Origin of the sequence: Pseudomonas sp. LBUM920 (assembly GCF_003852315.1) — a bacterium.
GTDB lineage: Bacteria > Pseudomonadota > Gammaproteobacteria > Pseudomonadales > Pseudomonadaceae > Aquipseudomonas.
This window is the reverse complement of sequence record NZ_CP027762.1, coordinates 4,186,337-4,209,602: the sequence shown is the minus strand read 5'-3', so window position 1 is coordinate 4,209,602 and position 23,266 is coordinate 4,186,337. Positions and strand designations below refer to the sequence as shown.

General features: G+C 61.1%; 18 protein-coding genes. 3 read left to right on the top strand and 15 right to left on the bottom strand.

The window, feature by feature from the left end:
• Position 1 precedes the first annotated feature (1 nt).
• From C4J83_RS19435 to C4J83_RS19400, 8 genes are all read right to left on the bottom strand, one after another.
• Positions 2–529, bottom strand: coding sequence for a TRAP transporter small permease (locus tag C4J83_RS19435; protein ID WP_106578868.1), 528 nt, complete (start codon positions 527–529; stop codon positions 2–4).
• 66 nt (positions 530–595) lie between these two features.
• A complete protein-coding gene (locus tag C4J83_RS19430; protein WP_124417944.1) occupies positions 596–1,558 on the bottom strand; it encodes a TRAP transporter substrate-binding protein in 963 nt (320 codons plus the stop codon).
• 51 nt (positions 1,559–1,609) lie between these two features.
• On the bottom strand, positions 1,610–2,485 hold the full coding sequence (locus C4J83_RS19425) for an SMP-30/gluconolactonase/LRE family protein (RefSeq protein ID WP_119735694.1): 876 nt from the start codon (positions 2,483–2,485) through the stop codon (positions 1,610–1,612).
• A gap of 26 nt (positions 2,486–2,511) precedes the next feature.
• Positions 2,512–3,336 (bottom strand): NAD-dependent epimerase/dehydratase family protein, encoded by an 825-nt coding sequence (locus C4J83_RS19420; protein WP_106578865.1) that lies wholly within the window; start codon positions 3,334–3,336, stop codon positions 2,512–2,514.
• A 197-nt stretch (positions 3,337–3,533) separates the two neighbouring features.
• The gene (locus C4J83_RS19415; RefSeq protein ID WP_106578864.1) at positions 3,534–4,796 is read right to left on the bottom strand and encodes an OprD family porin; all 1,263 of its coding nucleotides are present in this window, start codon (positions 4,794–4,796) and stop codon (positions 3,534–3,536) included.
• Between the two features lie 261 nt (positions 4,797–5,057).
• Positions 5,058–5,915 carry a copper homeostasis membrane protein CopD gene (gene copD, locus C4J83_RS19410; protein WP_124417943.1) on the bottom strand — a complete coding sequence of 286 codons (858 nt, stop codon included), beginning with the start codon at positions 5,913–5,915 and terminating at the stop codon, positions 5,058–5,060.
• A gap of 3 nt (positions 5,916–5,918) precedes the next feature.
• The gene (copC, locus tag C4J83_RS19405) at positions 5,919–6,284 is read right to left on the bottom strand and encodes a copper homeostasis periplasmic binding protein CopC (RefSeq protein ID WP_106578862.1); all 366 of its coding nucleotides are present in this window, start codon (positions 6,282–6,284) and stop codon (positions 5,919–5,921) included.
• Between the two features lie 18 nt (positions 6,285–6,302).
• Complete coding sequence (locus C4J83_RS19400; RefSeq protein WP_106578861.1) at positions 6,303–6,746, bottom strand: GNAT family N-acetyltransferase; 444 nt, start codon at positions 6,744–6,746, stop codon at positions 6,303–6,305.
• A 143-nt stretch (positions 6,747–6,889) separates the two neighbouring features.
• On the opposite strand from C4J83_RS19400, the gene C4J83_RS19395 reads away from it, so the two are divergent.
• A complete protein-coding gene (locus C4J83_RS19395) occupies positions 6,890–7,510 on the top strand; it encodes a TetR/AcrR family transcriptional regulator (RefSeq protein ID WP_119735688.1) in 621 nt (206 codons plus the stop codon).
• Positions 7,511–8,025: 515 nt separating this feature from the next.
• On the opposite strand, the gene preA is transcribed toward C4J83_RS19395, so the two are convergent.
• From preA to hydA, 3 genes are all read right to left on the bottom strand, one after another.
• A complete protein-coding gene (preA, locus tag C4J83_RS19385) occupies positions 8,026–9,300 on the bottom strand; it encodes an NAD-dependent dihydropyrimidine dehydrogenase subunit PreA (protein WP_124417941.1) in 1,275 nt (424 codons plus the stop codon).
• On the bottom strand, positions 9,300–10,667 hold the full coding sequence (locus tag C4J83_RS19380; protein WP_124417940.1) for an NAD(P)-dependent oxidoreductase: 1,368 nt from the start codon (positions 10,665–10,667) through the stop codon (positions 9,300–9,302). The genes preA and C4J83_RS19380 overlap by 1 nt, the downstream gene beginning before the upstream one ends.
• A gap of 153 nt (positions 10,668–10,820) precedes the next feature.
• Entirely contained in the window at positions 10,821–12,260 is a 1,440-nt protein-coding gene (gene hydA / locus C4J83_RS19375; protein WP_124417939.1) for a dihydropyrimidinase, read from the bottom strand.
• 589 nt (positions 12,261–12,849) lie between these two features.
• Here hydA and C4J83_RS19370 point away from each other — a divergent pair.
• Positions 12,850–14,337 carry an NCS1 family nucleobase:cation symporter-1 gene (locus C4J83_RS19370; protein WP_124417938.1) on the top strand — a complete coding sequence of 496 codons (1,488 nt, stop codon included), beginning with the start codon at positions 12,850–12,852 and terminating at the stop codon, positions 14,335–14,337.
• Between the two features lie 159 nt (positions 14,338–14,496).
• On the top strand, positions 14,497–15,780 hold the full coding sequence (locus C4J83_RS19365; protein ID WP_124417937.1) for a Zn-dependent hydrolase: 1,284 nt from the start codon (positions 14,497–14,499) through the stop codon (positions 15,778–15,780).
• Between the two features lie 125 nt (positions 15,781–15,905).
• On the opposite strand, the gene C4J83_RS19360 is transcribed toward C4J83_RS19365, so the two are convergent.
• The 4 genes from C4J83_RS19360 to C4J83_RS19345 form a co-directional block, all read right to left on the bottom strand.
• Positions 15,906–16,364 (bottom strand): REP-associated tyrosine transposase, encoded by a 459-nt coding sequence (locus C4J83_RS19360; RefSeq protein ID WP_124417936.1) that lies wholly within the window; start codon positions 16,362–16,364, stop codon positions 15,906–15,908.
• A gap of 965 nt (positions 16,365–17,329) precedes the next feature.
• Positions 17,330–18,748 (bottom strand): efflux transporter outer membrane subunit, encoded by a 1,419-nt coding sequence (locus C4J83_RS19355; protein ID WP_124417935.1) that lies wholly within the window; start codon positions 18,746–18,748, stop codon positions 17,330–17,332.
• Positions 18,732–19,898 carry an efflux RND transporter periplasmic adaptor subunit gene (locus C4J83_RS19350; RefSeq protein ID WP_124417934.1) on the bottom strand — a complete coding sequence of 389 codons (1,167 nt, stop codon included), beginning with the start codon at positions 19,896–19,898 and terminating at the stop codon, positions 18,732–18,734. The genes C4J83_RS19355 and C4J83_RS19350 overlap by 17 nt, the downstream gene beginning before the upstream one ends.
• Positions 19,888–23,109, bottom strand: coding sequence for an efflux RND transporter permease subunit (locus tag C4J83_RS19345; protein WP_119735669.1), 3,222 nt, complete (start codon positions 23,107–23,109; stop codon positions 19,888–19,890). The genes C4J83_RS19350 and C4J83_RS19345 overlap by 11 nt, the downstream gene beginning before the upstream one ends.
• Positions 23,110–23,266 lie beyond the last annotated feature (157 nt).

Genomic DNA, 23,266 nt, shown 5'->3' with positions numbered 1-23,266 from the left:
GTCAGGCAGCCCCTTCGCTTTCTTCAACCAGGTCAAAGCGCACCACGCGCCGGTGGCTCTGGTCGCCGAGCAGGAGTTTTTCCAGCACGAACACCAGGGTCAGCAAGCCGCCAATCGGGATCGGCATATAGGTGATGCCCACGCGCAGGGTGGGGATGGCGCTCATGAACTGGTTCCAGGTAGACAGGCACAGCTTGCTGCCCCAAATCGTCATGAACAGGCAGATGGTCGCCATCAACAGTTGCGAGACGATGCCGACGAGTTGGCGTTGGCGCGGTGGCAGGCGGTCGGTGATCATGGCCACCGACATATGCGCCCCGGCGCGGTAGCTGGCGGCGGCGCCGATAAAGGTAAACACCAGCATCAGCAGGATGGCGCTGGGCTCTGGCCAGCTTGCGCCTGTGCCGAGGATGTAGCGGGCGAAAATGCCCCAGGGGATGATCAGCGCGACGCCTAATACCGAGAGGCCGGCGACCCAGATGCAGGTCATGTAGAGGCGGTCGTTGAAGCGCAGCAGTTGATTCTTCATGGCGTTCACCGTAACCGGGCACGTCAAAGCGGACCGCGCCGGGCCTGACTAAGAGGAGGAGGGGGCTTACTCGACGGCGTCGATGCGCTCGATGATGTCGGCGTAAGCTGCGCCGTACTTCGCGCGAACAGGCGCGGTGGCCTCATAGAAGGGCTTTTTGTCGACAGTGATGAACTCTACGCCGGCGGCCTTGAGCTTGGTTTCGCTGCTGGCGGACTTGGCGTCCCACAGCACGCGCTCATCGGCCTGAGCAACCTTGGCGGCGTTTTTCACCATGTCCTGTTGCACGGGGGTGAGTTTGTTCCAGGTGATTTTCGACATCACGATGGGTTCGGGCAGGATCAGGTGTTCGGTGAGGGTGTAGAACTTGGCGTTCTGGAAGTGGTTGTGCTCCAGCAGGGTCGGCGGGTTGTTTTCCGCGCCGTCAATCACGCCGGTCTGCAATGCGCTGAAGATCTCGCCGGTGTCCATGGCAATGCCGTTGGCGCCCATTTCATTGAAAGCGTCGATAAACAGCGGGTTGCCTTGTACGCGAATCTTCATGCCCTTGAGGTCTTCGATCGTACGCACCGGTTTCTTGGTGTAGATATTGCGCGTGCCGCCGTCCATCCAGGCCAAGGCTACCAGGCCGAATTCGGAGTCGGTGATCTTGGCGAGGATCTCGTCGCCGATCGGGCCATCGATGACCTTGCGCATGTGCGCCTGGTCGCGGAACACGAACGGCAGGTTGAACACGTTCACGTCCGGCACCACCGGGCCGACGATGCCGAGGCTGACCCGGGTCATCTGGATCGCGCCGACCTGGGCCTGTTCGACGACTTCTTTTTCAGAGCCCAGGACACCGCCTGGGAAGTACTTGAAGGTCAGTTCGCCGTTGCTTTGCTGGGTCAGGGCTTTGCCCATGTTCTCTTCAGCGACGACGGTGGGGTAGCCGGCGGGATGGATGTCGGCGAACTTGATTTCCAGCGCGTGGGCGGCGCTGCTGAGGGCAACGAGTGTGGCGGCGAGCAAAGTGCGTTTGAAGTCCATGGAATGTCACTCCTGTGTTGTTATTTTTGTATTCAAGGCACAGCCATGCAGCTAGAGGGTGAAGCGGGGTTCGGGCAGTCCTTGTACGCCAGGGTTGAGGGCGAAGACGCCGCCGGACAGCGACTGTTCACTGTGGTCATCACGGATCGAGGTGACAAACAAGGTGTCCAGGCGGCTGCCGCCAAAGGCGCACATGGTGGGTTTTTTCACCGGCACGGTGAGGGAACGGTCCAGGCGACCGTCGGGGGTAAAGCGATGAATCAGCCCCGCGTCGTTGGCGCAGATCCAGTAGCAGCCGTCGGCGTCGACGGCCGCGCCGTCGGGGCGACCGAGAAACTGATGCATGTCGACAAACACGCGACGATTGGAGGGCGTGCCGGTCTGGGTGTCGTAATCGAAGGCCCAGATCTGCTGCACCAGCGGGTGTGAGTCCGAGGCATACATCGTGCGGCCGTCCGGGCTGAATGCCAGGCCGTTGAGGGTGATAAACCCGTCCAGTTGGGCATGCGGCGCGCTACCGCAGGCGTAGCGGTAGAGCGTGCCCTGGGCCGCATTCAAGCCCATGTTCAACACCATGCTGCCGGCCCAGAAGCGACCCTGGCGGTCACAGCGGCCGTCGTTGAGGCGCATGTCGGGGCGCGGGTGCTCGACGCTCGCCAGCGCGGTGGTGTCCAGGCTGCCGTCATCGTGTGGCGTGAGTTGGAAAAACCCGGTTTCCATCCCGGCGACCCAGTTGCCTGCTGTGGTGCGCGCAATGCAGGCGAGCATCTGCGGGGCTTTCCAGGCGGCACTGTGGCCGCTGGCAGCGCTCCAGCGCTGCAGGCCGCCGTTGGGGATGTCCACCCAGTACAGCGCGTTTTCCTCAGGCACCCACACCGGGCATTCGCCCACGGCATTGCGGGCGTCAACAATCAGTTCAGCAGTCATGGCAACTCATTCCCTTGGGTGTGCAGTCAGTCACCGAACGGCCCCGCCGCGCAGAAGGCGCCGCCCTGATAGACCTTGGCCGGGTCATCGGCGGCGACCGGTGGCTGGGTTTCGACCTGGGCGCGGAACACTTCGGAGCTGTCCTTGGGGGTGAAACCCAAGTGCGCGGCGTAGCGGTTGTCCCACCAGGTATCGAGGTTGTCCGACATGCCGTAGACCACCGTGTGACCGACGTTCGGCGTGTACAGCGCGCGCTCGAGCAGCTGAGTGAGGTCATCGAAGCTCAGCCAGGTGTGCATCATGCGGCGGTTCTGCGGTTCGGGGAACGAGGAGCCGATGCGGATGCTCACGGTCTCGATGCCGTAGCGGTCGAAGTAGAAACTTGCCATGTCTTCGCCATAGGATTTGGACAAACCGTAGTAGCTGTCCGGGCGGCGAGGCGAGCGGGCGTCGAGGGTTTCGCCTTGCTTGTAGAAGCCGATCACGTGGTTGGAGCTGGCGAAGATCACCCGTTTCACGCCGTGGCGGCGAGCGGCTTCATAGATGTGGAACACGCCGCTGATATTGGCGCCGAGGACCTCTTCGAAGGAGCGCTCCACTGACACGCCGCCGAAGTGCAGGATGGCGTCGACGCCTTCCACCAAGTGGTGCACGGCTTGTTTATCGGCAAGGTCGCAAGGTTGCACTTCCTCGGATGCATCGGCCGCTGGCGCCATGTTGGCGATGTCCGACAGGCGCAGGACTTGGGCGTAAGGGCGCAGGCGTTCGCGCAAGACTTTGCCCAGGCCGCCGGCGGCACCGGTGAGCAGCAGGCGGTTGAATGGAACAGGCGTGATGGTAGAGGTGGTCATGAGGGTTCCATTGTTGTTGTAGGTTGTCGTATGACTTGCTGGAAGTATCGTTAGGGATTCCCCAGGTTGTCAACGCTGCCAGACGACAGGTTTGAAAAAAGTGAGAGCTGGCTTGCCTGCGATAGCCGTCTGTCAGTGGATAGGCGTTTTGCTGAAACACCGCTATCGCAGGCAAGCCAGCGGCCACATTCATCGCATTACAGCAGCGAAATCGGATAGCTGATAAAAATCCGATTCTCATCAAATTCATTGTTGCTGAAGTCCCGACGCAGGGTCGAATTCCTCCATCGCACGTTCAAGTCCCTCAGCGCGCCGCTTTGCACGGTGTAGGCCAGTTCCGATTCGCGTCCCCACTCCTTGCCGTCGGTGATCGCCCCGGTGTGCACGTTACTGCCGCTGATATAGCGGTTCATCATGGTCAGCCCCGGAATGCCAAGCACCACAAAGTTGAAGTCATGACGCACCTGCCAGGATTTTTCCTTGGCGTTATCGTAGCTGGCGTTGTAACTGTCGTTGGCGAGTGTGCCGCCGCTGGTGCCGTTGACCCGCATCCACAGGCTGTCACCGGTGAGTTTTTGCAGGCCGACATAAAACGTGTTGCCGTTGTAGCGTGCCGAGAGCAGGGCGGACACGGTCTTGTTGTCGAGGTCTCCGGCCAGGGCGCTGCCGTCTTCCTTGCCGTTGAAATAACCGAGGTTGGCGCCCAGGGTCCAGTTGCCTACCGGCTGGCTGTGGGTCAGGTTGAAATACTGCTGCTGGTAGATATCCGTCAGCTCGGCATACCAGACGCCGACCTGTGTGCGCTTGTCGTTGAAGCTGTACTCGCCGCCGCCAAAGTTGAAACGGTCGGAGGTGAACGCGGCTTTACCGTTCATGAACATGTCTTCCATGCTCGCGTCATTACGGGGGCTGTTGCCGCGAAACTGTCCGCCGTAGAGCGTCAAGCCGGCAATTTCATTGGACGTGACCTGACCACCGCGAAAGGTCTGGGGCAGCGAGCGGCCGTCGTCCGATCGCAGGATCGGCAGCACCGGCATCCATTCGCCGACTTTCAGTTCGGTCTTCGACAGTTTGGTTTTCAGGGCCACGCCCAGACGGCCGAAATTGTCGGCGGGGCGGCCGTCGCTGTGGATCGGCAGCAGCTGCGTGCCGCCGGTGCCTTTGCCGCCATCGAGCTTTTGCGAATACAGGCCCAGCACATCAATCCCAAAACCCACAGTGCCCTGGGTGAAGCCGGATTTGGCATCGAGGATGAAGTTTTGCGTCCACTCTTCGGCCTTGGCCTGCGGGTAGGTCGGGTTGGTGAAGTTACGGTTGAAGTAGGCGTTGCGCAGGTTGAGCGTGGCTTTGGCATCTTCAAGGAAACCGTCGGCCTGGGCGCTGAGGGGCAGGGTGAACGCCAGGCTGCCGAGACCGATAAGGCCGATACGCGAGGAGGAATTGCGGGCGAATTGATTCACAGAGAAGCTCCCTTTTTCTTTTGTTGTTTTTATTATTTGTTATACGTTGTCGTACAACATTGGGCGGGATATTTACGGGGTTTTCGTGGGGTGTCAAGCGGAAGTTGTACGATGACGTGGTGTGTTTCGATCAAAAGCAGGCACAGTTAATGTAGGTGCTGGCTTGCCTGCGATGTAGACACCTCGGTGCATCAGGTGCACCGAGTGGATGCCATCTCAGGCAAGCCCGCTCCCACATCGATTGCATGTCAAAAGAGATGTTCAGTTGGCCATGACCATCGGCGGAAGGGTGCCCAGGAGCGAAACGGCGGCAACTGCACACACCCCCAATCCCCACTCCAGCATCACACTGGCCTTCAAACTGGCCCGGCGCTCTTCGCAGCGCTCAATACGCAACCGGTTCAGCAACGCCAACGCCAGCATGCCCAGCACTAGCAGCACTTTGATCAACAGAATCAGCGCGAACCCGTTGAACAGCGGTGTGGGCCACAGGTGCCCGGTCAGTACGCGCACGTTGATCAAGCCCGTCACCAGCAACCCGCCGACCAGGCCATAACCCACGCCGCTGAAGCGCTTGAGGATCGGCTGCAGCGCGTAGCCCTGCGGCTGCCTGAAGATCAGCACCAGCACGAGCAGCCCGCCGAGCCACGCGCCGACGCACACCAGGTGCACTACCTGGTTGAGGATCAGCAATTGTCCGCTCAAGCCATTGAGCATGGCGCCATGGCCCACAGGTGCCAGCGTTGCCAACAGCAGCGCAGTCAGTGGCAGGCGCAGGGCGGGCCAGGGTTTGATCAGCGCGATCACCAGCAACAGGTTCAGCAGCAGATGCCAGACCCACACCTGGCCGAAAAAGGTCTTGCCCAGCACCAACTGCACGGTGGCCGGTTGCAAGGCCGCGTCCCAGCTGCCGGCCATGCTGGCGGTGATCAGCAGCAGCCAGGCTACGCCAGAGCCCAGCCCCAGCCAGGCCAGCGCGCGGGTGAGGCGCAGCAGTTGCCGGTCCAGCGCCGGCTGCGGTTCAGCGCCAACTAGCCAGGGCCTGAACACACAGGCCCCGAACATCAACAGCACGACGATGAAATGCAGGAAGCGGCACAGCACCAGCAGGGTCGCCATGGGTTATTGGCCGACCTTGAAGCTGTAACTGCCTTCACTCTTGTGGGTGTCCACGGACACGGCGTGCCATTCCACTTTGTAGGTGCCGGCCGCTAGCGGTGCCGCCGGCGTGACCACCAGGACTTTCTTGTCGGCGTCCGGGGTTTCCAGGCCTTTGATCGCGACTTCGGTGCCGTCCTTGCTCAGGGACACTTTGGTGAACGTCGCTTCAACGCCTTCGGTGAAGGTCAGGCGCAGGTCGGCGGGCGCGGCGACGGAGCTGTCAGCCGCCGGTGTCGAACTCTTGAGGTGGGCATGGGCAAAGGCTGCCGAGGCGCCCAGCAAGGAGGCGAGCAGGGCGACGGTGGTCAGGGTTTTCTTGATCAACATTGTTCAATACCTTCAGGTTTAGGGAGTCGGTAAGGCCATGTGCAGCAAGGGAAAGGGTTTGCCTTCGCCATCCAGCGGCGAGCGCGCGACCTGGATAAAACCATAGTGCAGGTAGAAGCCCACGGCCTGCGGGTTTTGTTCGTTCACATCCACCGTCAGCGTGTCGTGGCGTGCGCGGGCGTGGTCGAGCAATTGGCGGCCGATGCCCTGGCCACGGCGATCGGGGTCGATAAACAGCATTTCTACATTGTGGCCGCCGGTGCCGATAAAACCGGCGATGCCGTTCTGGTCTTCATAGACCCAAACGTCGAGGGCCGGCATCGGCAGGTAAGCGTCGCGTACCAGTGGCAGCAAACGCTGGATGTCATCCTCGGGGAGGAAGTCATGGGTGGCCCGCACCGAGCGCTCCCACAGTGCTCCCAGCACTGGGTCGTCGGCGGCCACGCGAGGTCGGATAGTCATGGCAATGATCCTTCATGGGGATCGCGATCCTAACCAATCCGTTTTGCAGGGGAAAGGTTCGCGTAAGAAGTTTCATTATGCCCTGTCGCCGCGATCTAGAGCCGATGGTAGTCTTGAGGCCATGTTGTTGTCGGGGAGCCCTTATGGGCAATCACAAGATCGGAATTCGGCGGGTCAACGTCGAAAAAATCCTGCTGGCGGCGGAGAAAATCTTCGCTGAAAAAGGCTACGGCAGCACCGCCATGGCTGACATCGCTGAAGAAGTGCAACTGCCACGCTCCAACCTGCATTACTACTTCACCACCAAAAGCGAACTGTACAGCGCAGTGCTGTTCGACCTGCTGGAGCTGTGGAAGCAGGATGCCCTGAGCTTTGAAACCTTTGATGATCCGCGGGTGGTGCTCAGCAGCTACATCCGCGCCAAGATGCAGCGCTCGCGTACGCGGCCCTATGGCTCGAAAGTCTGGGCCAATGAAATCATCCACGGTGCGCCGACGCTCGGTGAGGCGCTGGACGAAAGCCTGTACGACTGGGCCAAGATGAAAGAAGCGAAAATTCGCCAGTGGGTGGAGGACAAACGCATCCTGCCGGTGGAACCGTCGAGCCTGCTGTACATGATCTGGGCATCCACCCAGCACTATGCCGACTTTGACCACCAGGTGAAGATTCTGAATGATCACCAGCCGTTGTCGGACATGCAGTTCGAAAAGGCGATTCAGACCGTGACCGCGGTGATTTTGCGCGGGATTGGGTTGGAGCCTTGAGCCTTGTGTGAGGGCTTATGGCCCTATCGCAGGCAAGCCAGCTCCCACAGTTGACCGCGTTTTGCCTGAAGGAATGCTGTCGGCTGTGGGCGCAGGCTTGCTCGCCAAGGCGGTCCAGTTGGGTTGGAGCCTTGAGCCTTGTGTGAGGGCTGATGGCCCTATCGCAGGCAAGCCAGCTCCCACAGTTGACCGCGTTTTGCCTGAAGGAATGCTGTCGGCTGTGGGCGCGGGCTTGCTCGCCAAGGCGGTCCAGTGGGGTTGGAGCCTTGAGCCTTGTGTGAGGGCTTATGGCCCTATCGCAGGCAAGCCAGCTCCCACAGTTGACCGCGTTTTGCCTGAAGGAATGCTGTCGGCTGTGGGCGCGGGCTTGCTCGCCAAGGCGGTCCAGTGGGGTTGGAGCCTTGAGCCTTGTGTGAGGGCTGATGGCCCTACCGCAGGCAAGCCAGCTCCCACAGTTGATGGGTGAACACATTCAAGTGTGGGAGCTGGCTTGCCTGCGATAGCGGTCTACAGGACTACACCGCCTCCCGATACGGATTACGTGGGTCCTGCGTCCAATTCAAAAACGGCTTGCCCGTCTCCATCGGCACCATCTCGATGCAATCGGCCACCGGGCAGGTGATCTGGCACAAATTGCAGCCCACGCACTCATCATCGATCACCTCGTATTTATGCGTGCCATCCAGTTGCTTCAAGCTCGCGATAGCCTGGTGCGACGTGTCCTCACAGGCAATGTGGCAACGCCCACAGCCAATGCAGGCTTGCTGGTCAATCTTGGCGATCACCTGATAATTGATATCCAGGTACTTCCAATCGGTGGTATTGCCCACCGCCCGCCCGGAAAATTCCTGCAGGCTTTTGTAGCCTTGGCTGTCCATCCACCGCGATAGGCCGTCCTTCATCTCTTCCACAATCCGAAAGCCATGCAGCATCGCCGCCGTGCACACCTGCACCGCGCCGCAACCCAGTGCGACGAATTCCGCCGCGTCGCGCCAGTTGCCGATGCCGCCAATCCCGCAGATCGGCAGGCCTTGGGTCTGCGGGTCGCGGGCGATTTCCGCGACCATGTTCAACGCGATCGGCTTGACGGCCGAGCCGCAATACCCGCCATGGGTACTTTGGGTGCCGACCACCGGCAGGGCGACCATGCGCTCAAGGTCGACACTGGTGATGGAGTTGATGGTGTTGATCAGCGATACCGCGTCCGCACCGCCGCGATACGCCGCACGCGCGGCCACGCGGATGTCAGTGATATTGGGCGTGAGCTTGACGATCACCGGCAGCGAGCAATACGTCTTGCACCAGCGCGTCACCTGTTCCACGTATTCCGGCACCTGGCCGACCGCTGCGCCCATGCCTCGCTCGGGCATGCCGTGGGGGCAACCGAAGTTCAGCTCGATGCCGTCGCAGCCGGTGGCTTCCACCAGCGGCAGGATGTTTTTCCAGGATTCTTCAACACAGGGCACCATCAGCGACACAATCAGCGCGCGGTCCGGCCAGTCCTTTTTCACCTGGGTGATTTCGCGCAGGTTGATCTCCAGCGAGCGGTCGGTGATCAACTCGATGTTATTGATGCCCAACACTTCACGGTTGGCGCCGAAGTGCGCCGAGTAGCGTGACGACACGTTAACCGCCGCCGGGTCTTCACCGAGGGTTTTCCAGACCACGCCGCCCCAGCCGGCTTCAAAGGCGCGGACCACGTTGTAGGCCTTGTCGGTGGGCGGTGCGGAGGCCAGCCAGAACGGGTTGGGGGCTTTGATACCGGCGAACACAATCGAGAGATCGGCCATTACGCAGCCTCCACATTCAGCATGAGTTGGGCGTGCATGGCTTCAGCCGCCAGCTTGCCGTGTTGTACCGCCTGCACGGTGAGGTCCTGGCCAAGGCTGACGCAATCGCCGCCGGCGTACACCCCGGGAATACTGGTGCGCAGGTGTTCGTCAACAAAGATGCGTTCGCCCACGCGATGCAGTTGCTGGGCCAGCGGGTCGTGCAATGCTTCGTTGTCGAAGCCCTGACCGATGGCTTTGAAAATCGCATCGGCAGCCAGTTCGAAGGTCTCGCCGGTAGGGTGCAGGCGGCCGTTGTCCAGGCGTGTGCGAGCGAAGCGCATGCCGCGCACGTGGCCTTGATCATCGAGCAACACTTCTTCGGGTTGGGCCCAGGTCAGCAGGCGCACCTGATTGGCCTTGGCGATGTCCTGCTCATGGTGGGTGGCGCCCATGTCCGCCAAGCCACGGCGGTACACCAGGTTCACATCGCGGGCGCCAAGGCGGGCCATTTGCACGGCCATGTCGATGGCGGTGTTGCCCGCGCCAAGCACGATGCAGCGGTCGGCCAGCGGCAGTTGGGTAAGGTCATCGGCCTGGCGCAATTCGCGGATGTAGTCGGTGGCGGCCAGCAGGCCGGGGGCGTCCTCGTGTGGCAGGCCGAGCTGTTTGCTGGCGGCGAGGCCGAGGCCAAGAAACACGGAGTCGAATTGCTGGTGCAGCTCGCTCAAGGTCAGGTTGTCACCCAGGCGCTGGCCGTGGCGGATCTCGATGCCGCCAATCTGCAGGAGGAAATCCAGTTCCTTCTGGGCAAAGTCATCCACCAGTTTGTACTTGGCGATTCCGTATTCATTCAGGCCGCCGGCTTTTTCCCGCGCTTCGAAAATCACCACGTCATGGCCGTGCAGGGCGGCGCGATGCGCACAGGCCAACCCCGCAGGCCCGGCGCCGACCACGGCGATGCGCTTGCCGGTGGGCGCGGCGCGCTGGAAGGGGTGTTCGCTGAAGTGCGCGTTGTCGATGGCGTAGCGTTGCAACAGGCCGATCAGCACCGGCGCGCATTCTTCGGCGTTGTTACGCACGCAGGCCTGCTGGCACAGAATTTCGGTGGGGCAAACCCGTGCGCAACTGCCGCCGAGGATGTTGGCCGAAAGAATCTTCTGCGCCGCGCCCTGAACGTTTTCAGTGTGGATATTGCGAATGAACGACGGGATATCGATCTCGCTGGGGCACGCATTGACGCACGGCGCGTCGTAGCAATACAGGCAGCGCGACGCTTCAAGTGCAGCCTGGCGCGCATTGAGGGGCGGCGCCAGGTCGGTGAAATGGCTGGCGAGTGTCGGCCCATCTTCATGGGGATGGGGGAGGTGGGTCAGGGTCTGGATCACGGTTTTGGCCTCACGGTTATTGAGGTGCTGCCTCTGATGGGCATTGGTTTTTGTGTTGCCTGGGCTGGCCTTGTCGCAGGCAAGCCAGCTCCCACAGTTGGATTGTGTAAACCCGATCGAATGTGGGAGCGGGCTTGCCCGCGATTGGCGGTATCAGCGTTTCACAGCGACAGGCCTGGAATGCTCCGCCCGCTTGCTCAACTGCTCGAACACCGACGGGTACGCCGGGCGTTCTACATACCGCCCGGCGCCGCGTTCGGCGCGCAGGTCGCCATCGGCCCAGACCAGCTTGCCCTGGCTGACGGTGTGGCTCGGCACGCCGCGTACGGTCTTGCCTTCGAAGATATTGAAATCGACTTTCTGGTGGTGGGTCTTGGCCGAAATCGTCCGCGTACCCTCGGGGTCCCACAGCACCAAGTCAGCATCGGCACCCACGCGAATCGCGCCTTTGCGTGGGTAAAGATTGAAGATCTTTGCAGTATTGGTGGAAGTCAGCGCGACAAATTCCTGCATCGACAGGCGCCCGGTGTTGACGCCTTCGTGCCACAGCAACGCCATGCGGTCTTCGATACCGGCAGTGCCGTTGGGGATTTTGCTGAAATCGTCACGGCCGGCGGCTTTTTGCTCGGCGCAGAAGCAGCAATGGTCGGTGGCGGTGGTGTGCAGGTTGCCCGATTGCAGGCCGTGCCACAGCGCCTCCTGATGCCCGCGCGGGCGGAATGGCGGGCTCATCACGTAGCCGGCAGCGGTTTGCCAGTCAGGGTGTTGGTAAACGCTGTCGTCGAGCAGCAGGTGGCCGGCGAGCACTTCGCCGTACACCGCCTGGCCCTTGCCACGGGCATAGGTGATTTCATCCAGCGCCTCCTTGGTCGATACGTGCACCAGGTACAGCGGCGTGCCGATGGTTTCGGCGATACGAATCGCACGGCTGGCGGCCTCGCCTTCGACCTGGGACGGGCGCGACAGCGGGTGCGCCTCCGGCCCGGTGATGCCCTGGGCCATCAGCTTGCGTTGCAGGTGATACACCAGCTCGCCGTTTTCTGCGTGCACCGTCGGCACTGCGCCGAGTTCAAGGCAGCGCTCGAAGCTGGCGACCAGGGTGTCATCAGCCGCCATGATCGCGTTCTTGTAGGCCATGAAATGCTTGAAGCTGTTAATGCCGTGGTGGCTGACCAGTTCGGCCATTTCCTCGCGCACCTGTTCGCTCCACCAGGTGATCGCCACGTGAAAACCGTAGTCGGAGGCAGACTTTTGCGCCCAGCCGCGCCACTGGTGGAAGGCTTCCATCAAGGATTGCTGCGGGTTGGGAATCACAAAGTCGATGATCGAGGTGGTGCCGCCCGCCAGGCCTGCCGCGGTGCCACTGAAAAAGTCTTCACTGGCCACAGTGCCCATGAAGGGCAATTGCATGTGCGTATGCGGATCGATGCCGCCGGGCATCAAATATTGGCCACCGCCATCGAGTATTTGAGTGCCGGCGGGAATATCCAGATCCGTGCCAATAGCGCGAATTAGACCGCCTGCGCAAAACACATCGGCGCGGTAACTTTCATCATGGGTAATAACGGTGGCGCCACGGATCAACAGCGACATGTCGAGTTCCTCACAGGCTTGACCGGCTTGTGCCAGTTCTAAGTGTTGTAATGCTGCTTGCCGATGAACAATTAAATCCTGTCATCGGTGACAGGAATAGAAACTAGCCGGAGTTTTTCGAATGAGCAAGAAGATTTTTTATAAGCTTATATTGGTTTTAACTCATTGATTAATAACGATAAAAATATAAATTCACCAAAATGTGGCGACCGTTAACCATTTTGACGCACTTGACAGGTTCTTGATTTGAGCAACATTTCTTATTGCAAATCAGACGCTTGAGACATGCCCCTTGACGGCGACAGGAAATAAAAATAATTGTGTTGCACCAGATTGAGTCCTGACAGTTCGGCAACTTCGCATTATGTAGCCTGAGTGAGGCGGCAAGTTCCGAAGGCGCAATCGGAAAGCTGATTAACATCAGCACGTTATATAAGCGGTGCGGGTTCAAGGTGGCAGGTCGGCACGGTTATTGAGTGCAGTGGCGGCTGGCCGGGCCCGTGATGTCATGTTGTTTACGAGGTACTCCGGCCACCCTGCGCTTAGCGTCGGGTGAGCAACAATAATTCGAAAAAACCGTGGAGCGGCCATGCAACAGAACAGATCGCAAGTCATTGAACGCAACGGCCTGTACGAACTCGACGCCGGCGCCGACGTCCTCGACAGCCCCCGCTACAACCACGACATGGCACCGACCAAGGTGCATGAACGCACCTGGAACACGTGGCACATCACCGCGCTGTGGATCGGCATGTCGATCTGCGTGCCCACCTACACGCTCGGCGGGGTGCTCACCGCCTACTTCGGCTTGTCGGTGGGCGAGGCGCTGATGGCGATTTTGCTGGCCAATATCGTGGTGCTGATCCCGCTGACCCTTAACGCGTTTCCCGGCACCAAGTACGGCATTCCGTTTCCCGTCTTGTTGCGTTCTTCGTTTGGCATCCTCGGCTCCAACGTGCCGTGCCTGATTCGCGCGCTGGTCGCGTGCGGCTGGTTTGGCATTCAGACAATGTTCGGCGGGCTGGCAATTCACCTGTTTCTGGGCTCGATTTTCGAGGGTTGGAAATCCCTTGGCGGTACCGGTGAAGTCATCGGTTTCATGATTTTCTGGTGCCTGAACCTGTGGGTGGTGCTGCGCGGCGCCGAGTCGATCAAACGCCTCGAAACCCTGTCTGCGCCGTTGCTGGTGGCGGTGGGGATCGGCCTGCTGGTGTGGGCAATGCCGAACGTGTCAATCAGCGAGCTGATGGCGATTCCACCCAAGCGCCCCGAAGGCGCGAGCCTCACCGGTTACTTCATGGCGGGGCTCACGGCGATGGTGGGTTTCTGGGCGACATTGTCGCTGAATATTCCCGACTTCAGCCGCTACGCCAAAAGTCAGAAGGACCAGATTCTCGGGCAGATTTTCGGCCTGCCGCTGACCATGTTCCTGTTCGCTGCCCTTGGCGTGATCATGACCGCCGCGTCGGTGAAACTGGTGGGCGTCAGCGTCTCCGACCCGGTGACCTTGATCGGGCACATCCAGAGCCCGGTGTGGGTGGCCATCGCCATGCTGCTGATCATCATCGCCACCTTGTCCACCAACACTGCGGCGAACATCGTCTCACCGACCAACGACTTCCAGAACATCGCGCCCAAGCTGATCAACCGCACCACTGCGGTGATCCTCACTGGCCTGGTGGGGCTTGCGTTGATGGGCCATGAACTGCTGAAAAAACTCGGGCTGATCGTCTCGGACGTGAGCCTGGAAACCGTGTATTCGAACTGGTTGCTGGGCTATTCAAGCCTGCTGGGGCCGATTGCCGGGATCATGGTGGTGGACTACTTCATCACCCGCAAACAGCAGCTCGACCTGGCCGGTTTGTACCGTGACGACGTGTACCCGGCGTGGAACTGGAGCGGTTTTATCGCCTTCGGCGTGCCCGTGGTGCTGACCTTGCTGTCGCTGGGCAGTGATGCGTTCAGCTGGTTCTACAGCTATGGCTGGTTTACCGGATCGGCGCTGGGTGGGTTGTTGTATTACGGGTTGAATGCCAAACGTGGTATCAGCCCAGTCACCGCTAAATCACCTTTGTAAAAACGGCCAATGTAGGAGCTGGCTTGCCTGCGATTGCATCACCTCGGCTCTGCAGGAATATCGAGCCGCCTGGAGCGCAGGCAAGCCAGCTCCCACACATACCGGCTCCCCCTATTTGAGCGAGTCAATTCATAAGAACAGTAGCCTGAGGAGATCCCCATGAACGCTGCCATCGACGTGCTGCAATCCACCCATCAGCACATCAACCGCGACCGCTTGTGGCAGTCGCTGATGGACCTGGCCAAATTCGGCGCCACACCCAAAGGCGGTGTGTGCCGACTGGCCCTCACCGACCTTGATCGCAAAGCCCGTGACCTGTTTGTGCAGTGGTGCGAGGAAGCCGGTTGCACCGTGACCATCGACGGCATCGGCAACATCTTCGCCCGTCGCCCGGGTCGCAATCCCAACTTGCCGCCAGTGATGACGGGCAGCCATATCGACACCCAGCCCACGGGCGGCAAGTTTGACGGTTGCTTCGGCGTGTTGGCGGGCGTGGAAGTGCTGCGCACGCTCAATGACCTCAAGATCGAAACCGAAGCACCGCTGGAAGTGGTGGTGTGGACCAACGAGGAAGGCTCACGCTTTCCGCCGTGCATGATGGGCTCTGGCGTGTTTGCCGAGAAATTTACCCTGGCCGAGACCTTGGCCAAGCTGGATGTGGAGGGCGTGAGCGTGGGGGATGCGCTCAATGCCATTGGCTATGCGGGCACGCGGCCGGTCAGCGGGCATAAAGTCGGGGCTTACTTCGAGGCGCATATCGAACAAGGGCCGATTCTTGAGGATGAAAAGAAAACCATCGGCGTGGTGTTGGGGGCATTGGGACAGAAGTGGTTCGACCTGAAACTGCGCGGTGTTGAGGCGCATGCCGGGCCTACGCCGATGCACTTGCGCAAGGATGCGTTAGTGGGCGCGGCGGCCGTGGTGGCGGCGGTGAATGCGGCGGCGCTGGGGCATCAGCCGCATGCGTGTGGCACTGTCGGTTGCCTGCAGGCGTATCCCGGCTCGCGCAACGTGATTCCGGGTGAGGTGCGCATGACCCTGGACTTCCGTCACCTGGAACCGGCACGCCTGGATTCGATGATTGCCCAAGTGCGCAAGGTGATTGACGAAACCTGTGCCAAGCATGGGCTGACGTTTGAGCTGGAACCCACCGCCGATTTCCCGCCGCTGTATTTCGATAAAGGCTGCGTGGACGCTGTGCGGGATGCGGCGAATGGGCTGGGGCTGTCGAACATGGACATTGTCAGCGGGGCAGGGCACGACGCGATCTTCGTCGCCGAACTCGGCCCGGCCGGGATGATCTTTGTGCCGTGCGAAGGCGGCATCAGCCACAACGAAATCGAGAACGCCGCACCGGATGACCTGGCGGCGGGGTGTGCGGTGTTGTTGAGGGCGATGGTGGCGGCTTCGGCGGCGATCGCCAGCGGCAAGCTGGCTGCCTGACCGGCGGTTGAAAAATGTGGGAGGGGACTTGCCCCCGATGGCAGTGGGTCATTTAGCTGAGCTGGCTCTGATACACCGCGATCGGGGGCAAGCCCCCTCCCACCTTTGAACGGGTTTGCTGGGCGCTAGATCCAAATCGCGTCCCATAAAGGGTAGTCGCCAATCCGTTCCACCAACCCGGCCCGCAGTGGATTGGCCACCACATACCTGGCCATCTTCACTACGTCATCTTCCTTGCGTAGCGCTCGGTCATGGAAACTTTCCTGCCAGAGCCTTCCCTTGCGCCCACTTGCGCCATTGACGGACCGCGTGCTCTTGGATTTCACATGCCGCATCAAATCCGCCAGCGAGCTTTTTTGCAGTTCGATAATCCAGTGGAAATGGTCCGGCATGATCACCCACGCCAGGGAGTTGGCGAGTCCTTGGTATTGGGCCAGCCGAAATTGCCAGACCACCAGGCGACCCAGATGGAAATTGCTAAAGATGGGAAGGCGTTCGTGAGTGTTGGTGGTGATGAGGTAGATGCGGTTGAGTTCGCTGAAGCGTCCAATGCGCAGGCGGTGTGAAGCGGGTAAGTCAGGCATTCCTTGGCCTCTCTCTGGATGGGTGTTGAGAGGCTAGATCGAGTAATCCAGGAGTGATCGACAGGCTTTTGGCAGGATGTGTCTGGAGGGACGCCATCGGGGGCAAGCCCCCTCCCACATTGGATCTGAGGTGTTCATACATTCTGTGTCTGGCGCAGAACCCCTGTGAGAGGGGCAAGCCCCCAACCAAATTGGATCTGAGGTGTTAATACATCGTGTGCCTGGCGCAGGCCCCCCTGTGGAAGGGGGCTTGCCCCCGATAGCGGTGTATCAGATACAAATAAGCCTTATGGCACACCGCCATCGGGGGCAAGCCCCCTCCCACATTGGCTCTGAGGTGTTCATACATGCTGTGTCTGGCGCAGAACCCCTGTGAGAGGGGCAAGCCCCCAACCAAATTGGATCTGAGGTGTTAATACATCGCGTGCCTGGCGCAGGCCCCTCTGTGGAAGGGGGCTTGCCCACGATAGCGGTGTATCAGATACAAATAAGCCTTATGGCACACCGCCATCGGGGGCAAGCCCCCTCCCACATTGGATCTGAGGTATTCATACATTTTGTGTCTGGCGCAGAACCCCTGTGGGAGGGGGCTTGCCCCCGATTGCGGTGTATCAGTTACAAATAAGCCTTATGGCACACCGCCATCGGGGGCAAGCCCCCTCCCACATTGGATCTGAGGTGTTCACACATTGTGTGTCTGGCGCAAAACCCCTGTGGGAGGGGGCTTGCCCCCGATTGCGGTGTATCAGTTACAAATAAGCCTTATGGCACACCGCCATCGGGGGCAAGCCCCCTCCCACATTGGATCTGAGGTGTTCACACATTGTGTGTCTGGCGCAAAACCCCTGTGGGAGGGGGCTTGCCCCCGATTGCGGTGTATCAGTTACAAATGAGCCCTATGGCGCACCGCCATCGAGGGCGAGCCCTTTCTCACCTTTACAACCGAGCTGAACCTCCAAGCGATCTCAGGCGCCCGGTTGCCACCCACCACCCAGCGCTGTGACCAACCCCACACTCGCCTGCAACTGCCGCGTCTGTACCGCTTGCAAGGTCCTTTGCGCCTGCAACGCCGCTGTCTGCGCCGTCACCACATCCAGGTAACTCACGGCTCCGGCCTGATAGCTGTTCATCGCCAGAGATTGCGTGTGCTGCGCCGCATCTGCCGCCGCTTGCTCATCCTGCGCTTCCTGCTGCAAATCCCTTAGCTGCGCCAGGTTGTCTTCCACCTCGCGCACGGCTTTGAGCACGTGGCTGCGGTACTGCGCCGAAGCCTCTTCAAACTCGGCTTTGGCCTGACGTTCATTGGCACTTAAGCGCCCGCCATCAAAGATCGGCAAGTTCACCAAAGGCCCCAGCGCCCAGTAGCGGTTACCGGCGGACAGCAGGTTGCCAACTCCCTGAGTTTGCCCGCCAATCAACCCGGTCAAGCTGAAGTCTGGGTACCATGCGGCCTTCGCCACGCCGATATTGGCATTGGCAGCAAACACTCGGCGTTCCGCCGCCGCAATGTCTGGGCGCCGTTGCAACAGGTGGCTGGGCAACTGCGACGGAATCCCTGGCAGCGCAATCAATTGCTGGCTGGGCGGCAAGCTGAAGTTACTGGCTGCCACACCCACCAATTCGCCAATCGCATGCTCGGTGAGGTTGCGTTGCCCGCGCACTTCGTCGAGTTGCGCCTTGGCTTCGGCCAGTTGGTTTTGCGCACGGGTGAGGTCCAGCTCTGAAGCAATCTGGCCCTCGTAACGGCTGCGCGTGAGTTGCAATGCCTGGTTGAAATCATCCAGTGAGCTGTTCAGAATCCGGCTCTGCGCATCCAGCCCGTTGAGCTGCACATACAGCGTCGCCAATTGATGTTGCAGGCTCAGGCGTGCCACCGCCAAGTCATCGCCGGATGCTTGCGCCTGGGCATCGCCGGCCGCGACCTGGTTGCGGATTTTACCCCACAGGTCCAAGTCGTAGCTCAGCGAGAAGCCCGCCGTATTGCTGTTGTACACCGACGGCTGTGTGTCCCCGCGCAGCGGCCGCGAATCCGATTGCCGCTGACGCAGCGGCTGCGCACTGGCGGTAATTTGCGGGAACAACCCGGCGTGCAACTGGCTGGCATACGCCTGGGACGCATCGAAATGCGCCAATGCCGCCGCCAGGTCCGGGTTGGCCTTGAGCAGTTGCTGTTGCAGGTCAGTCAGGCGCGGATCGTTGTAGAGCTTCCACCACTCGGGCGCCAGTTGGTCGGACGGTTGCGCGCTGTGCCACGGGCCATCGCTGGTCTGTTCGCGATAGCCGGCCGGCAGGTCCACCGACGGCACCTTGTAGGTGGGCGCCATCGAGCAGCCCTGCAACAGCAGCAGCATCAACGCCGCCAGGGGTTTAAGCCTTGGGCGCATGCGCACCTCCGGCGTCGGCCAGTTGCACGGGGTCGCCTTCGCGCAGGGCATCGGGCGGGTTGTCGACCACGCGGTCGGCGGGTTTCAGGCCTTGGTCGATCACCAGGCGTTCGCCGAGGTCGAGGCCGATGTGGATGTCTTGCAAGTGCACGTGATTTTGCGCGTCCAGCACCGCAACCTGGGTACCTTGGGCGCGGAAGATCAGTGCGCTGGCCGGGATGCTCACGCCGTGGGTGTCCGCCGGAATCGGCAGGGTGGCTTCGGCGTAATCACCGGGCAGCAATTCGCCGTTGGGGTTGTCGGCGACGAACTGCGCAAGCAGGGTGCCGGAGCGGCGGTCGATGGCGGTGGAGTCGCCGATCAGGCGCGCCTTGAAGTGTTCGCCGGGGTGCTCGGGCACCGTCAGCTCGGCTTCTAACCCTGGATGAATCACGGCTGCATAGTTCTGCGGCACCGGCACGTAGAGTCTGAGTTGATGGGTATCGGCAATGTTGAACAGCTCCAGGTCGCTGTCGGTGTCGGCCTTGATCAACTGGCCGATGTCGGTGTTGCGCGCGGTGATGGTGCCGGCGAACGGCGCGCGGATGGTCTTGTAGCTTTCCAGTGCCGACAGCCGTGCGTAGTCGGCGGCGGCCGCCTCGGCGTTGGCTTTGGCGGCGGCAGCGTTGGAGGTTTTTTCATCGGCCTCCTGACGCGACACCGAATGGCTGGCCAACAGGTTCTGCCAGCGCGTGGCGGTGGTTTCGGCCAGGCGTGCGTTGGCCTGCTCCTGCACCAGGCGCGCGTGGGTCTGCGCCATTTGCTGGTCGAGGTCGGGGCTGTCGATTTCGGCGAGCACTTGCCCGGCTTTGACCTGGGTGCCGATGTCGGCTTTCCAGTCCTTCAAGTAACCGCTGACCCGCGCGTGGATCGGCGCCTTGCTCCACGCCTCAAGGTGCGCGGGCAGGCGCAAGGTATCGCCGGCCACGTTCTGTTTGGGTTGGAACACCATCACTTGCGGGATCGCGGCGGTTTCGGTCCAGGCACTCACCGATTGTTCGTGCATCGTGCGGGCGTGCAGGCCGTTGGCGACCAACAGGGCGGCCAGTGTCAGGCCGCCGACACCCATGAGCATCAGACGCTTGCGCGAGGGTTTGTGATCAGACGACATGTGAAGTTTCTCCAGCAGCAGCGCGAGTAGGGTGACGACCGTGGACCAGGCTGAAGACCACGGGTACAAACAACAGGGTGGCGACGGTGGCGAAGATCAAGCCGCCGATCACCGCCCGGCCAAGGGGCGAGTTCTGCTCTTCGGACAACGCCAGCGGCAACATGCCGATGATCATCGCCAGGGCCGTCATGCACACCGGCCGGAAGCGCGTGTAACCGGCCTCCATGGCGGCCTTCAACGCATCGCCATGTTCGGCCAGGCGTTCACGGCAGAAGCTCACCACCAGGATCGAGTTGGCGGTGGCCACGCCCATGCACAGGATGGCCCCGGTCAACGCTGGCACCGACAGCGAGGTGCCGCTGAGGAACAGCATCCACACGATGCCCGCCAGCGCGGCCGGCAAGGCGGTGATGATCACGAACGGGTCAGCCCAGGATTGGAAGTTGACCACGATCAGCAAGTAGATCAGCACCACGGCGCCGAGCAGGCCGAAGCTCAAACCACTGAAGGCTTCGTGCAGCGCATCGATCTGCCCATGCAGGCTGATCACCGCGCCTTTGGGGCGCATGGAGGCGGTGTCATCCAGCACTTTTTGCACGTCGCGCGCCACGCCGCCGAGGTCGCGGCCCTGCACGTTGGCATACAGGTCCAGGGTGGGTTCGATGTTGTAGTGGGTCACCACCGCCGGGCTTTGCACGCGGGAGATGGTGGCAACGCCGCCGAGGATCTGCGACTGGCCATCGGCCCCGGTGACCGGCAAGGCTTCCAGTGACGGCAGGCTGTCGAGGCGGTATTGCGGCGTTGCGGCCACGATGGAGTACGACACGCCGTTGGCCGGGTTGAGCCAGAAGGTCGGCGCGGTTTGCGAGCTGCCGGCGAGGGAGGCGACCATGCTGTTGGTCACGTCCCGCTCGGTGATGCCCAGACCATTGGCGCGCATGCGATCAACATTGACTTGCAGCGACGGGTAGCCGGTGGACTGCTGGATGCGCAGGTCGGCGATGCCCGGAATGTGCGAAAGGCGACGTTCGAGTTCCACCGCGTAGGTGCGGTTTTCTTCATCGCTGCGCCCGGAGATTTTTACGTCCAGCGGGGCCGGTGCGCCGAAGTTGAGGATCTGGCTGCTGATGTCTGCCGGCAGGAACGCGAAGTGGCTGCCGGGGAAGCTTTCGGGCAAGGCTTCACGCAGTTTTTTCACGTAGTCGGCGGTGGGCGCGTGGTCCTTTTTCAGCGTGACCTGGATGTCGCCATCCTGCGGGCCGATGGTGCCGCTGCTGCTGTAGGCCATGTCGATGCCGCTGAGCGGAATGCCGATGTTGTCGACGATGGTGTCGAGTTCTTCGGCGGGTATCACTTCGCGAATCCGCGCTTCAATCCGGTCGAACGCCGCCGCGCTTTCTTCAATCCGCGTGCCCAGCGGCAAACGCACATGAAGGGCGAGGGCGCCGGCGTCGGTGGCCGGGAAGAAGTCCTGGCCCAGGCTGGGCAACAGCAGGAACGAGGCGAGCACGCAGGCCAGGAAACCGACGATAAAGCGCTTGCGGTTGCCCAGCGCAAGAATCAGCAAGCCGTGGTAGCTGTCGCGGATATTCGAGAAGTGGCGCTCGAAGCCTTGCTGAAAATTAAGCACCGATTGCAGCACGGCGTTGCGCGGTTTTTTGTGCTGATCGCCTTCGTGGTGGTTGATGAATGCATCTTCGGGGTGATGCCCGGCGCCTTGTTCCGGGGTGTGCGGCTTGAGCAGGAACATCGCCAGGGTCGGCACCAGGGTGCGCGAAAGGATGAACGAGCTGGCCATGGCGAAAATCACCGCCAGCGCCATTGGCCGGAACAGGTAGCCGGCGATGCCTTGCAGCAGGAACATCGGCACGAACACGATGCAGATGCACAGCAGCGAGACGAACGCCGGGCCGACGATTTGTGCGGCGCCGTCGAGGATCGCGGTCTTCACCGCCTTGCCTTGTTCCAGGTGCCAGTTGATGTTTTCGATGGTGACCGTGGCGTCGTCCACCAGAATCCCCACCGCCAACGCCAGCCCGCCCAGGGTCATGACGTTGAGGGTTTGCCCGGTGACCGCCAGCAGCGCGATCGCCGACAGCACCGCCAAGGGAATCGACGCGGCGATGATCAACGTCGAACGCCAGCTGCCGAGGAAAAGCAGGATCATCGCACTGGTCAGCAGTGCGGCGATGATGCCTTCCTGGGCCACGCTGCCCACCGATTGCTTGACGAACACCGAGGCGTCGCCCAGCAGCGAGGTCTTCAGCGACGGTGGCAGGGTTTCGTTGATGCGCGGCAACATCTGGCGGATGCCGTCGATGATCGACAGGGTCGAGATGCTGCCGTTTTTCAACGCCGGCATGAGCACTGCGCGGTGGCCGTCGACGCGCACGATGTTGGTCTGCGGCGGCGAGCCGTCACGCACGTGGGCCACTTGGCCGATGGTGATCAGTGCGCCATCGACGGTCTTGATCGGCAGGTCGTTGAGCTCATCAATCGCCTTGGGGCTGTTGTTGAGCAGGATCGTGTATTCGTCGGGGCCGAGTTTGGCGGTGCCCACCGGGATGATCTGGTTCTGCAGCGCCAGGGCGTTGCCCACGTCCTGCGCCGACAAGCCTTTGGCCGCCAGGGCTTGCGGGTCGAGGTCGAGGGTGATCTGGCGCTGCTTGCCGCCCATGGGCGTGGGCATGGCCAGGCCGGGCAGGGCGCTCAGCGGCAGGCGAATATTGTTCTGCACCAGGTCACGGATCTTGGCTTCCGAAAGGCTGGGGCTGGAGAACGCCATTTGCAGGATCGGCACCGTGGAGGCGCTGTAGTTGAGGATCAGCGGTGGCGTGATGCCCGGTGGCATCTGCTTGAGCACGGTTTGTGACACCGCGGTCACTTGCGCGTTGGCGGTGCGAATGTCCACACCGGGCTGGAAGAAGATCTTGACGATGCCCATGCCGGGCAGCGATTGCGATTCGATGTGTTCGATGTCGTTGACGGTGGTGCTCAGGGAGCGTTCGTAGGTGTAGATCACCCGACCGGCCATGGCGTCCGGCGACAAGCCGTTGTACTGCCAGACCACCGCGACGACGGGGATGCCGATATCGGGGAAAACATCCGTAGGGGTTTTCAGGGCCGCCATCGGCCCGACGATACAGATGAATATGGCCAACACGATAAACGTGTACGGCTTTTGCAGTGCGGTCTTTACCAGCCCGAGCATGCGTGAACCTCCGAGGGAGCAGGATTGCAAACCCCGGCAGTCTTGCCCGACCCACCTAACACGCACCTTTCAGCCAGGTGAAGGAACATTTAGTTAACGGCTGAAGATCGTTTCATATGTATTCATTTGTTCTACAAAGGGCAGCTCTCCAAGCTTG